Below are 12,759 nucleotides of genomic sequence, written 5' to 3'. Positions count from 1 at the left end.
AATCGAAATATGCGAGTAATCACAATAACACGCAACTTTTTAGCGGTGGGAATTGCTGCGGGGTTAGGGTTAGCCTCAGTGACAGCCAATGCCGCGAAACTAACGACGGTACCGCGGGCCTTACGTGGCACTTGGGTAACCCACTATCGGGGCAATCAAGCGGGCAGTTATGCGTATGGCGTAGAAATTTTCACGGCTAAGACGTATCGCGAGCGGATGGGCCAGACCAAGGTACGGGCGCTTCATGCCAAAAATAAATCGCGGTTAATGTTGAGCCGTCAGTTAAAGAATCACCGAACCTTTACGCTGACAAAGCGGCACGCCAATCTGTGGACCTTCACGTACAAGCTAAATGAGATGGCGTTTCCCAAGCAAACCATGCTGTTGAAACGTAGTCGTGTGAAAGGGCAGGACCGGCTAACATTGACCGCCTACAATCCCGCACGAACGACAATTTTTACGAAAGTCACACGGTAAATAGGGTCATCAACCGGAGCCTGGGACAATCGCGTCCAGGCTTTTCGTGTAGTCGGTTGCCACCATACGCAGTTCCCAGGTGCATTCTCTGCGTGGGTACGGTAAAATTGACCTACGATGAATACCAAATAGGGAGGCATTATTGGTGGCAAAGAAAGCAGAAAACACACTTTGGTCTAGTTTTCAGGCCTCGGCGGATTACCGTGATCTGGCCGAATTTCCAGATGAAATGGTCCAGCAAATGCTTGCAGGGTACCTTTCAGGCATTGACGACAGTGGCAAAACGGCTGATTTTCGTCAGTGGACGACGCAAACCATGGTCGGTGCTTTAGAGGATTTCACGACAGTTATCGTTCAGCAGGATGCGCCAGGTACCGAAGAATTCTTTCTCGTTAGTTATAGCATCATCAAGAAGTTCTTACATTATCTGGTTGAGACCGGCGCCACTAAGATTCAGGCAACAGCCTTAGCCACCGCGTTAGATCAGTTTGAACAAGAGTATCAGTTGAGTGATGTGTGGTTGGGGTCGCAACCCGAAACGCCAGTGGCGATGGGTGATTTTGATGAGCGGGATGATCCCAGCTTGCCCCAGTGGCAAGAGTATACGGCCAGAAGCATTCGGCGGTACACGGCAAAGTGGGTCGCGGCCTACCTTAAGAGCCCAGGTTGGCGTAAGGATCGCAATCCCGGCTTAACCCGCGACACGTTAGAGTTGGCCGTTGAGCAGTTGGGTGAACAGGCCTACGATACGTACCGGAAGACCCCAAAAAGCTGGACGAAAAAAGTCCTGTCCAGCGTCTTGTGTGGGTATTTTGTCTCGAACCTGGATTTGACAGCGGCAGAGATTGGGGCTGTCATCCCGGTCATCGGCCACGTCATGACTTTTGCGGCCGAGCAAGGCTGGTTGAATGTTAATCGGGCCGAGAATTATCAGCGGTACTTGAACGACATTGCCCCCAAGGCAGTCGCACAAGCCCAAGACCCCAACAACTTTGGTCCAGCCAAACAAGCGATCATACAAATGCGGGCTGAAGACATCGATACTGACGATGATACCGCAGTTCAGGCCTTTATGGACAAAGTCAACGCGCAAGGGGGGCTAGATAGTGCCTATGAAGGGGGAGCTCGTCTCCCGGATGGGACGGATTTTACGGCCGAGGAATTCCAAGCCTTATTAGATCATGACAGTCTCATGATCGACTTGGCTGTTAATTTTGACACGGATCCACAAGAAACCTACTTGACGAAGGACCATGTCACTGAGATTAGTGGCCATCGTTGGCGTAAAGCCGATGCCAGAAAGGCTCATGCCTTTAGTGTTGTCTGCGGCTTACGGTTGTGGTTGTTGCGGACCCAGTATCCATTAGAAGGGGCGTCATCTGAGTGGCAAGGGGCATATAAGCTCATGGATACGTTGACGCAACTCGCAGATATGCTCTACGGGCAAGAACTGGTCATGCTGAATGATTGTCCGCCGGTTGTTTGGGAAAACTTTGCCAAGTGGATTCGGCATGATGGCCGGGAGCCGCAGCAGTTAGTGGCTTTGTTGACAGCGTTGATGCACATGTTTGTTGACGAGGGTTACCTCACTGCCGAAGAGGGAAAACGAAATATCGCGGCTCTCCAACCAGTGGTCAACCGTAAGCGGGGCAATGTCATTTCGATGAAGGCGGCTCGCAAACAACGACGGCGGAAGAGGCGTTAAGACTTGGCAAACATAATTGAGAAGGGAGTTATGAAGTGATGAAACAGATAGTCACGGGCATCGTCGCCCACGTGGATGCCGGCAAGACCACGTTATCGGAGGCACTATTGTACCAGTCTGGCGCGGTTCGACAGCTGGGCCGCGTCGACAACGGGGATGCCTTCTTGGATTCCGATGATTTAGAAAAACAACGCGGCATCACCATTTTCTCCCATCAGGCCAGCCTGACCTATCAGGACCTGCAGTTGACCTTGCTGGACACCCCGGGTCACGTGGACTTCGCCTCGCAAACGGAACAGGTCCTCAGCGTCTTGGACTATGCCATTCTGGTGGTCTCGGCCACCGATGGCATTCAGGGCTACACCCGAACGCTGTGGCGCTTGCTAGACCATTACCACGTCCCCACGATTATCTTCGTTAATAAAATGGACGCCGTAACGGCGGATAAGGACCGCGTTTTGACGCAATTACAGGCCACCTTTTCGCCCGGCTGTATCGCCTTTGACGGAACGGACCTGTCTGCGGATGCCACGGAAAACGTGGCCATGCAAGACGATGACGTGCTGGCCGACTACCTGGATACGGGCGCGTTGGCTGATGACACGGTGCGTCGGTTGATTCAGCAACGACAAGTCTTCCCGTGTTTCTTTGGAGCAGCCTTGAAATTAGACGGTATTGCCGAATTCTTGTCTGGATTGTCCAAATGGACCCAGGAGAATAACTATCCCACTGAATTTGGGGCCAAGGTCTTCAAAATTTCACACGACCAGGACGAACGACTGACCTGGATCCGCGTGACTGGGGGCGTCTTGGCCAACAAGGACGTCATCTTGGGTGAGCAGAAGGTCAATCAGCTGCGGGTCTACAATGGGTCTAAATTCACGGTGCAACCACAAGTCGTGGCGGGCGAGGTCTGCGCCATTCCCAATCTAACGGACACGCATCCGGGACAGGGGCTGGGCCAACAAGTCGCTGGCCGGTCGCCAGAAATCCAGCCAGTGTTGACCTACACGGTGGACCCCGGCGACAATGATATTCATCACTGCTTGACGGTTCTCCAGGAACTGGAAGATGAGGATCCGCAACTACACGTGACCTGGTCCAACCAGCTGCAAGAGATTCGCGTCCAAATCATGGGCAGCGTGCAGCTGGAAATCTTGCAACAACTGTTGCGCGACCGCTTCGACTTGGCGATTGGCTTTGGCGCCGGCAGTATTCTCTACAAGGAGACCATCACCCAGCCGGTTGAAGGGGTGGGGCATTTTGAACCGCTGCGGCACTACGCGGAGGTCCATCTGCTGTTAGAACCCACGCCGCGGGGCAGTGGGCTAACGTTTGCCACCAACTGCTCACTAGAGGTGTTGGGGAAAAATTGGCAACATCAAGTCCTCACCAATCTGCGTGCCAAAACGCAACTGGGGGTCTTGGTCGGAGCCCCATTGACCGACGTGAAGATCACGCTAGTCACCGGGCGCGCCAGCATCGTCCACTCGGTTGGCGGAGATTTCCGCGAGGCCACCTGGCGGGCGGTCCGACAAGGCTTGATGATGTTGCGTCAGGAACAGGCGTGCCAGCTGTTGGAACCGTGGTATCAATTTCGCCTGGAAATCGGCCAAGATCAGGTTGGCCGTGCCATGAACGATATCCAGCGAATGCACGGCCAGTTTGACACCCCCGATGGGACGAGCAGTGCGGCCGGGATGGTCGTCTTGACCGGGACGGCGCCAGTCGCCGAGATGCAGGATTACGCCCAAGCGGTGCAGGCCTACACCCACGGTAAGGGCCAACTGGAATGTTTGGTCGACGGCTACCGGCCGTGCCACAACCAAGATGACATCGTGGCGGAACAGGCCTACGCCCCCGTGGCGGACTTGCCGAATACGCCGGATTCCGTGTTCTGCGCTCATGGGGCCGGCTATCCCGTGCCGTGGGACGAGGTGCCGGGCATGGCGCACGTCGACTATGCTTACTCGCCGGCGGATTTGCGGAAGTTAGGTCGGTAAGTTGCCAACGTGTTGACAATCAGCGTGCAGCCATGATAATCTAATGGCAATTAAATGAATCGGAGGGTTGCTCGATGTCAGTCGGTTACTAAGCGTTACGCAGGATGCTAAAAAAGTGGGAAATTTCCCGCTGTGTTTAGTGTGCCCGTAATGGTTAGCACGATCTACTGACTGTCGAGCGTCCCAATTAGTGGGCGTGGTTTTGACGACGCTCTTTTTTGCTACCGTCAATCAGCAGTCAGCGTCGACCTTTCGGGTACCGTCATTGAAGAAAGGAACCGATAGCATTGACCATTGATTTACAAGAATTTGGCGCCACTACCGACCGATTTGCCCAAGCGGGAACGCTGCCCGGACAGACGTTAGCGCGGGTTACGGCGCAACACCGTGAGCTGTATCAAGTGATCACCGCGCGGGGCAGTCAATCCGCCCAAGTGGCTGGTCGACTCAGTCACAACCTACGTGAAGCGACTGACTTTCCCGCAGTGGGGGATTGGGTCGCCGTGACCGCCACTCAGACGCCAGCGATGATTCAGCGGGTCTTGCCGCGTCAAAGCGTTCTGATTCGTGGGGCCGTGGGCAAGGCGGGCGGTCAGGTAATTGCCGCTAACGTCGATACCATTTTCATCTGCATGTCGTTGAACGCGAATTTCAACGCCCGGCGAATCGAGCGCTACCTGACGATGGCCTGGGATAGTGGCGCCGTGCCGGTCGTGGTGCTGACCAAGGCCGATTTGTGTGCCGACGTGGCGGCTAAATTAGCCGAGTTGGCCCCCGTGACCGTAGGAGTGGACGTCCTGACGTGCTCCGCCCAGACTGGCGAAGGGGTCGCTGCGTTGAAGGCTTACGTGACGGGCAACCAGACCGTTTCGTTCATTGGGTCTTCGGGGGTGGGCAAGTCCACGCTGATCAACCATCTGTTAGGGACCGCCCAGTTGGCGACCAAAGCGATTCGCGCCGATGACGACAAGGGCCGGCACGCCACGACCGCGCGAGAACTCTTGCGGTTGCCAGACGGGGGTGTGGTGATCGATACCCCGGGGATGCGTGAACTCCAGGTCCAAGGCGGTAATTTAGACCAGGCCTTCGCTGATGTCACGGCGTTGGCCAGCCATTGTAAGTTCCGCAACTGCACCCACCAAACAGAACCCGGGTGCGCCGTTCAGGCCGCCTTGGCCGCCGGGCAACTAGATGCCGAGCGCCTGGCCAGCTACCAGAAGCTCCAGCGTGAACTGGCATACAGCGACATGAATGCGCGTGAACGGGAGAATGCCAAGATTGAACGCGCCTTTGGGAGTAAGCGCGCGATGAAGCAGACTATGGACCACGTGAAGCGGGTTAAACGACGCTAACGTTTCATGTGGAACAGTGACAGTAATTGATGAAAATAAGGACCGGTGACCGCGGATTTGGCGGTCGCCGGCCCTTTTAAGAGGGAAAGATTTTTTTGGGGGAGATCCCTGCAAAGTCGGTCTTATGAGTGTGTTTATATGTGGTTAGTAAGGCTAACAGTTAGCTTTACTACATCGGCTTTTGCAACCCGTAACCTTTGTTAGTTTAGCTAATTGTATTTCCACCAAACACTTTGGTAAACTAAGGGCGAGGTGATAGCAATGGCAACAGAGAATAGTCAGGCCATCAGTGCCCGGATTCGGGAGATTTTTCTTGCCGAGGAACGGCAAATTGCGGCCACGTTGGCCGATGACGCGGCCGTTACGCCGCAACAGGCCGTCGTTTTGCAATTGATTGACGAGCGACCAGGATTGATCCAAAAAGATATTGTGACGGCGATGCAACGGCGCGCGGCGACGGTCTCAGCTTTTTTGAAGAAGCTTGAAATAGCGGGGTACATCGTCCGTCGGGTCCCCGCCGACAATTCACGGAACAAGCAGCTGTATTTGACCGTGAGTGGCCAGCGGGTCGTCGCCGCTTTCGAGCGGGCGCGCGCCGACGCTTACCAGCAGTTGACCGTAGAGTTGAATACCGCTCAGCAGCGGGAATTGCTGACGCTACTGACGGCGGCCCAGAGCGGATTGGAGGGGTAACATGCGGGTGCACGAAGGATTCATGCCGTTTCGCCAGTACCAAACGTATTACCGGGTCGTTGGGGATTTAGCGGCGGGACCAACGCCCTTACTCCTGTTACACGGGGGTCCCGGTTCGACGCACAACTATTTCGAGGGCTTCGATCAGTTAGCGGAGCAAACGGGTCGACCAATCGTGATGTATGATCAGTTGGGTTGCGGGCGCTCCAGCATGCCTGACGACGCCAGCTTGTGGCGGGCGGATACCTGGGTGGCGGAGTTGACGGCGTTGCGGCAGTATTTGGGCTTGGAACGTGTCCACTTGCTGGGCCAATCTTGGGGTGGCATGTTGGCCATCATTTACCTGTGTGACCACCAGCCGGCTGGGATTCAGAGCCTGATCTTGGCCAGTACGCTGTCGTCGGCTGCCCTGTGGCGTCAGGAACAACATCGGCTGATCAAGTTCATGGCCCCAGCCGACCAAGCCGCCATCGCGCAGGCCGAAGCCAGTGGGGATTTTACCGCGCCTGCTTACTTGGCCGCCAATGACCGCTACATGTTGGCCCACGCGGCGGGACCAGTCACGGCGGACTCGCCTGAATTTTTGCGGCGGCCCAAACGTGCGGGTACGGCTGCGTACAACGTGGCGTGGGGGCCCAACGAATATGTGCCAACGGGGACGTTGCAGGCTTACGATTACACGGCTAAATTGGCGCACGTCACGACGCCCACGCTGGTGACCAGCGGCACCAATGATCTGTGCACGCCGCTAGTCGCTAAGACCATGGTCGATGCCTTGCCACATGCGACCTGGCACCTGTTCGCTCACAGTCGACACATGGCGTTTATCGATGAGTCGACTGCCTATTTGACGCGGTTAAGCGCGTGGTTAGCGGCACATGATTAAGTCGAAAAAATTGAGATAATTTTTATCATGTCAAAGAAAAGTGGTGTTAATTGCCGATTCATGACAATTAACACCACTTATTATTTTGGATTCTGGGAACTGTCTCAAATTTTTACAGAATTGGTCTATCAATTTTGGGTAGCCAGGGATGTAGGCTGAGTTTGTCTTGTAAAATACGGTCTTGGTCCCTTGCATAGATCAAGTGGAATAATTGGTCATTTGAATAGATTTTAACAGCATCAGCTGAACGTGCAATTTTGGGTAAATTATTCAGTGACTGACGGAATCTTTTCAAAATTAATTCAGTAGAAACGCCATGGCCTCCCTTTGAGACCCGTTCGGCAACCCGACTCACTGCGACTTGGGGGCTGGAGACACCAACGTACAATAGCGTTACGATAAAGCCTTGACTATGTGCTTGAGTAATCAGCTCTTGTTGCGTCTTGCCATTACCTGCTAGCGTTGTTTCCATGTGAAATGATGTCCTTTGCTGTATATATGCGTCAATTAGCTTCAGTTCTGTACGCATGGCACGTAAATTATCAGCATAACTGCGCCAATCACCGCGCTGCTGACGCAAAATCTCATCAGCATTGACACGTTTAGTATTGGCAAAAAGGCTTTGATTGTCAGTATACAGCGTTGTTTTACCTGCACCATTGACTCCAGCCACGACAATAAACTTAGGATTGGCCATTAGCGGACGAATCCTTTCTGGCTAATGGTCTTTTTTTGACGTTCGCCCAAGACGTAATTGTATAGGGCTAAATAGACATCCTTCTTCTGGGGGTCTTTTTCGTATAGTGCACCATGCAACAAAGCATCGATATCATATTTTTCGGGATCGTCAAAGATTCTAGAAACTGGATTACTAGCCATTTATGATCATCATACTTTCTGTTTAGATTTAACATTAGTATAACGTATTTCTAGTTACCAGTCTCGTAGCGAACAACCAAATCGGTATTGCACGTAATCAAGTCTCTGGAAACTGTTATCGTTACGTCCTCAATGTCGTTTATCTCTAAAATATCTGAACGAATTTGCGATATGGTGTGTGCCCTAATTTAGTGTTAGGTCAGGATAATTAGCTATCCTCTCCCAAGTAAAAAATGGTGTTAATTGTCAACGAACCGGCAATTAACACCACTTGTTTGTTAGAGCTTATTTCAAGTTTTTAAGTTAGCTTAATCTTCATTGACCACGCCCATCTTGCGGAGGCTGGGAATCGTGAGCATGACCGTGAAACTGATGATGTAGAGCACGGACAGGAAGCCCATGACCACGGTTAGCGTGTAGTGGTCCATCAGAAAGCCAATGGCCACGGAGGAGAAGCCGCCGATGGCCCGACCGACGTTGACGATGACGTTGTTGGCTGTGGACCGGATTTCAGTGGGGTAGAGGCGGCTGATGACCGCGCCGTAACCGCCGAACATCCCGTTAGAGAAGAAGCCGATGATGGCACCGGCTAGCACTAAGGTCAGCTGATTGAAGGCCAAGGTGATGCTGAAGACGGCGATGGCCGAGGCAATCAGGAAGATGCCAAATGCGCGCCGTGGACCGAAGTAATCCAGAATGCTACCAAAGGTCATCATCCCAATACTCATGCCGACAATCGTCGCAATCATCCATACCGATGACCCGGAGACCGTCAAGCCCAGCTTTTGTTGCATGATGGCCGGCAACCAGTTCATCAACCCGAAGTATCCGGCAATTTGTACGATAACCATGATCATCAGCGCCACCGTTTGGTAGGCCAACTTAGGCGTCTTGAACAGCGCGCGAATTTGGACCGGTTGCTGTTGGTTGCGAGGGGCTTTTTTAGCGGCTAAAAATTCGTCGCTTTCACGCAGGTGGCGCCGAACGAAGTAGGTCAAGGCGACGGGCACCAAGCCTAGGACGAAGAGTGCTTTCCATCCCATCGTGGGGATAATAAAGGCTGCGGCAACGGCGGCGAGGATGGCGCCAATCTGACCGCCGACAGCGGCCACCGAGGTCATTTTCCCAATCTTATCCCGCGAGAAGCTCTCGGCAATCAGCGTGATACCCACACCGTACTCCCCACCGGCACCGACGCCGGCTAGGAAACGGAAGACGTAGATCCAGGTGATGTTACTGGCGAACCCCATGGCAGCGGTCGCGAAGGCGAAAATGAAAATGGTGTGCGAGAAGGTCCGAACGCGGCCGAAGCGGTCGGCCAAGATGCCAAATAAGATGCCGCCCACGAGCATACCCAGGTTGGTGATCGAAGAGATCAGGCCGGCCTGAGCCCCGCTGATATGTAGGTCAGCGATGATTGAAGAAAGGGCGAACGATAAGAACATGACGTCCATATTCTCCAAGGCGAATCCTGCCGAAGTCGAAGCAATCGTCCACTTCTGGTGCGAGTTAAGCGCGTGGTCTTGCGTGGTGGTTTCCATTATTCAGTTCCTCCAAAATGAATGTTCACAGACATTCGTTATTTTTGCCGGCTAACCGGACGTTGGCAATATTATGCCATGACCACCACCGAAAAGCAACCGTTATTCCTAATATTAAATTAATTATACGGATTCTTGAAATTGTCAATCATTAGGAAAATTAACTATTTTGGTGGGAAAAGGCGTTGTTCCTTTATTTTTCTAGGTAAATCGTCTAACCTGAAAAATGAGGTTGACGCGAGCCTGGATTTTCGCTAAACTCAATAGCAACTAAACTTTAACTTAGCCCTGTGAGACTAAAAAGTTGGACGGAAAATCCTGCAGTAAACCGATTTGTGGGTAAAGTCCGGCTAGCCCTCTGCAGGTGCTAGCCGGACTTTTTTTGAAGAAAGGACCTTGCACATGCGCCCAGTGATTATGGCACTAGACTTTGAAAATCAACAGATCGTGCGCGAGTTTTTAGCCCACTTTCCCGCAACTGATCGGCCGATGGTCAAGGTAGGGATGGAACTCTTTTATGCGGCCGGCCCCAGTATTTTACGAACATTACGACAGGACAAGCTGCAGATCTTCTTGGACTTGAAATTGTATGATATTCCCCACACCGTCGAGCGGGCTATGCGTCAGCTGGGGCGGCAAGGGGTCGCGTTGGTGACGGTCCATGCGGCCGGTGGGGCAGCGATGATTGCGGCGGCTCGGCGGGGCTTGGACCAGGGAAGCCGTGAAGCTGGAGTGGCACCGGCAAAGTTATTGGCCATCACCCAATTGACGTCGACCACGGAAGCACAGATGCAAGCTGAACAGCTGGTCAACGTTGACTTACCGACGAGCGTGCAGCATCTCGCGCGCTTGGCTCAGGCCAATGGTGCGGACGGGGTCATTGCCTCGGCGCTGGAGGACCCCGTGATCCATGCGGCGACCGGCCCGGACTTTCTGTGCATCAATCCGGGCATTCGGCTGGCCGCGGATACAACCGATGATCAGCAACGCGTCGTCACCCCCGCTCAGGCCGCATGTTTAGGCAGTGACGGCATCGTCGTTGGCCGGTCGATCACGCAAGCCGCCGATCCAGTTGTGGCGTATCATCAGGTGTTAGCAGAATGGGAGGCAGGAAAATGATGACGATTACGGATAAGATTGCAGCAGACCTCTTACACATTGGGGCAGTCAGCTTGGCACCGCAGACCCCATTTTTGTGGGCCAGTGGCATGCAGGCCCCCATTTACACGGATAATCGGCAAACGATTGCTTATCCGCGTGTTCGGGCGGCCATTGCGGACGGATTAGCTACATTGATTGAAGAGAACTATCCGACCGCCACCGCCATTGGTGGGGTGGCCACTGCGGGAATCCCGCATGCAGCCTTGGTAGCTGATCGACTCGATCTTCCCATGAATTACGTGCGCGCCAAACCCAAGGATCACGGCCAGGGGAAGCAGATTGAGGGCCAACTGAACGCTGATGACCAGGTGGTCTTGATCGATGACCTGATTTCAACCGGCGGCAGTGTATTGGCCGCTGCACGGGCGGTTCAGGCGGCCGGGGCCACCGTCTTAGGCGTTGTGGCGATCTTCTCGTATGAACTCCCCGATAGCGTCGTTAATTTCCGGCAAGCTGGCCTGACGCTGACGCCACTGACCACTTACAGCACCCTGATTGCGGTTGCTCGGGCCGAGGGCGACATGTCCGCCGCAGAGTTCGCCTCCTTACAACAATGGCGGGCCGACCCTTGGCACTGGCCGCGCCGGTAGTGTTTCATGTGAAACAACGGCGTCTTGAATGGGAGGCCGGTGCTTCTAACGTCGTAAAATCTACCCATGGTGACAACGACTAGCGCTGTGTTTACAATTTAGGCCTATTTGTTGTAAATATTTACAACGATGGTAAAATCAAGATAACCTTTGATGCAGAATGTCACTATGTTTGTGGAGGTGGATGCGGTGAACAATGAAATCGTTATTAAAAACATCAAAAGTTGGTTAAAGAAAAATAATCATCCTCAAAGTTGGTTAGCCAAGCAAATTGATGTTAGTGCGCCTTTGGTCAGTCAGATGCTCAATGGCGAGAGAAAAATGCAAACGAAGCATTTGTTGCGCATTTCAACGGTTACGGGCTTGACGCCAGATGATTTGGCTAAGGATGCGCATAACCCGGCTGACAATGAATTGAAGTGTACGTTAAGGGGAAGTTTTTCCAATCCTAAACTTGCAAAGAATTTTGACAAATTGCTTTGGGATATTCAGTGTTACGTGGATTTAGAGGTAGCCAATCATGAGTAAGCAGACGCGTTTTTCTGAGAAGGTTGCTGAAGGTGCGGCCGAAGTTTTTTTAAAGGAAAATATTGGTTCAGAGATATTTATCGGGGCTGACATTGAGAGCTTGATAGCTGAAAATGCACAAGTTGTCTATCAAAATATTGATGATCCCAGCTTCTTTGGTGCTTTGGTTGCTTATAAAAGTAAACAATTTGTGGTCTTGAACACACATCAGGATTTGCGGGCGCGATATTATAGTGCGGCACACGAAATGTGGCATTTAGCACTGGCAAGCGCAATGTTTGGGGAGCAAAGCGAGGTCATCAAGCACAGTGCAGCTGCTCCCAATTTTGACAGCGAACGGGCTGCTGACCACTTTGCGGCGGCGTTAATGTTACCGCAGGCTACGGTTGTGAAGATTTGGAACAAGTACGTACAGAACCAGGAAGTGCCCACTAAGCAAGTAACTAAAGAGCTGGTCGTTCGTATGGCTAACCTCGCAGCAATGCCGTACGTAGCCGTTTGTCGTCGTTTAAGCGAATTGGGACTACCGGTGCAGCGGACGATTGTGAATTGGGGTAAGCAGAGATGGCAGTTGTATTTAGAACAGTCTGAGTTCCCACCCAGTCCACTAGATGAAGCAGTGAGGTTTGAAAAATTTGCGGGACTGTCTGAATTCGTTAAAAATCAGGTCGATCATAAGCAAATGACTTTAATGGCAGCCGCGAACTTTCTAACCCATGCTGATCCTAATCAGGCGACGCAGTATCTCAAGCAGCGCAAAGAAAAGATCGATCGACTTGAGGTGGCGGATGATTAATCGGCAAGATATTCGTACCTTCATTGATACAAATATGTTGATATTTGCTGAGAGTTATCAAAAAGATAATGCGCAAATTGCAAGAACAAGTTAGCCATTTGAACCAAATACTGATACCAAGGGGTTCTCAGGGGATTGGAGAGGAGCG

The 12,759-nt window shown here is 52.6% G+C and carries 13 protein-coding genes; 10 read left to right on the top strand and 3 right to left on the bottom strand.

The window, feature by feature from the left end; translation table 11 throughout:
* Positions 1-9 precede the first annotated feature (9 nt).
* The 6 genes from NGM66_RS10415 (at position 10) to pepI (ending at position 7,116) form a co-directional block, all read left to right on the top strand.
* Positions 10-477, top strand: coding sequence for a hypothetical protein (locus NGM66_RS10415; RefSeq protein ID WP_208907265.1), 468 nt, complete (start codon positions 10-12; stop codon positions 475-477).
* A gap of 145 nt (positions 478-622) precedes the next feature.
* A complete protein-coding gene (locus tag NGM66_RS10410) occupies positions 623-2,182 on the top strand; it encodes a hypothetical protein (protein ID WP_208907266.1) in 1,560 nt (519 codons plus the stop codon).
* A gap of 38 nt (positions 2,183-2,220) precedes the next feature.
* Positions 2,221-4,185 carry an elongation factor G gene (locus NGM66_RS10405; protein ID WP_208907267.1) on the top strand — a complete coding sequence of 655 codons (1,965 nt, stop codon included), beginning with the start codon at positions 2,221-2,223 and terminating at the stop codon, positions 4,183-4,185.
* A 287-nt stretch (positions 4,186-4,472) separates the two neighbouring features.
* The gene (rsgA, locus tag NGM66_RS10400; RefSeq protein ID WP_208907268.1) at positions 4,473-5,537 is read left to right on the top strand and encodes a ribosome small subunit-dependent GTPase A; all 1,065 of its coding nucleotides are present in this window, start codon (positions 4,473-4,475) and stop codon (positions 5,535-5,537) included.
* Between the two features lie 261 nt (positions 5,538-5,798).
* A complete protein-coding gene (locus NGM66_RS10395) occupies positions 5,799-6,230 on the top strand; it encodes a MarR family winged helix-turn-helix transcriptional regulator (protein WP_208907269.1) in 432 nt (143 codons plus the stop codon).
* Position 6,231: 1 nt separating this feature from the next.
* Complete coding sequence (gene pepI, locus NGM66_RS10390; RefSeq protein ID WP_208907270.1) at positions 6,232-7,116, top strand: proline iminopeptidase; 885 nt, start codon at positions 6,232-6,234, stop codon at positions 7,114-7,116.
* A gap of 112 nt (positions 7,117-7,228) precedes the next feature.
* Here the strand turns inward: pepI and NGM66_RS10385 are convergent, their stop codons facing one another.
* From NGM66_RS10385 to NGM66_RS10375, 3 genes are all read right to left on the bottom strand, one after another.
* On the bottom strand, positions 7,229-7,813 hold the full coding sequence (locus NGM66_RS10385) for an ATPase (protein ID WP_208907271.1): 585 nt from the start codon (positions 7,811-7,813) through the stop codon (positions 7,229-7,231).
* The gene (locus tag NGM66_RS10380) at positions 7,813-7,995 is read right to left on the bottom strand and encodes a hypothetical protein (protein WP_208907272.1); all 183 of its coding nucleotides are present in this window, start codon (positions 7,993-7,995) and stop codon (positions 7,813-7,815) included. The genes NGM66_RS10385 and NGM66_RS10380 overlap by 1 nt, the downstream gene beginning before the upstream one ends.
* A 308-nt stretch (positions 7,996-8,303) precedes the next feature.
* On the bottom strand, positions 8,304-9,536 hold the full coding sequence (locus NGM66_RS10375) for an MFS transporter (protein WP_208907273.1): 1,233 nt from the start codon (positions 9,534-9,536) through the stop codon (positions 8,304-8,306).
* Between the two features lie 402 nt (positions 9,537-9,938).
* Here NGM66_RS10375 and pyrF point away from each other — a divergent pair, with 402 nt between their 5' ends.
* From pyrF to NGM66_RS10355, 4 genes are all read left to right on the top strand, one after another.
* Positions 9,939-10,655 (top strand): orotidine-5'-phosphate decarboxylase, encoded by a 717-nt coding sequence (pyrF, locus tag NGM66_RS10370; RefSeq protein ID WP_208907274.1) that lies wholly within the window; start codon positions 9,939-9,941, stop codon positions 10,653-10,655.
* The gene (gene pyrE, locus NGM66_RS10365; protein WP_208907275.1) at positions 10,652-11,287 is read left to right on the top strand and encodes an orotate phosphoribosyltransferase; all 636 of its coding nucleotides are present in this window, start codon (positions 10,652-10,654) and stop codon (positions 11,285-11,287) included. The genes pyrF and pyrE overlap by 4 nt, the downstream gene beginning before the upstream one ends.
* A 153-nt stretch (positions 11,288-11,440) precedes the next feature.
* Positions 11,441-11,815, top strand: a complete 375-nt coding sequence (locus NGM66_RS10360; protein WP_258115602.1) for a helix-turn-helix domain-containing protein — start codon at positions 11,441-11,443, stop codon at positions 11,813-11,815.
* On the top strand, positions 11,808-12,611 hold the full coding sequence (locus NGM66_RS10355; RefSeq protein ID WP_208907277.1) for an ImmA/IrrE family metallo-endopeptidase: 804 nt from the start codon (positions 11,808-11,810) through the stop codon (positions 12,609-12,611). Before NGM66_RS10360 ends, NGM66_RS10355 begins: the two co-directional genes overlap by 8 nt.
* Positions 12,612-12,759 lie beyond the last annotated feature (148 nt).

This window comes from Levilactobacillus yiduensis, from assembly GCF_024718525.1.
GTDB lineage: Bacteria > Bacillota > Bacilli > Lactobacillales > Lactobacillaceae > Levilactobacillus > Levilactobacillus yiduensis.
The sequence above is the reverse complement of the archived record's forward strand: the minus strand, read 5'-3'. Positions and strand labels throughout refer to the sequence as shown.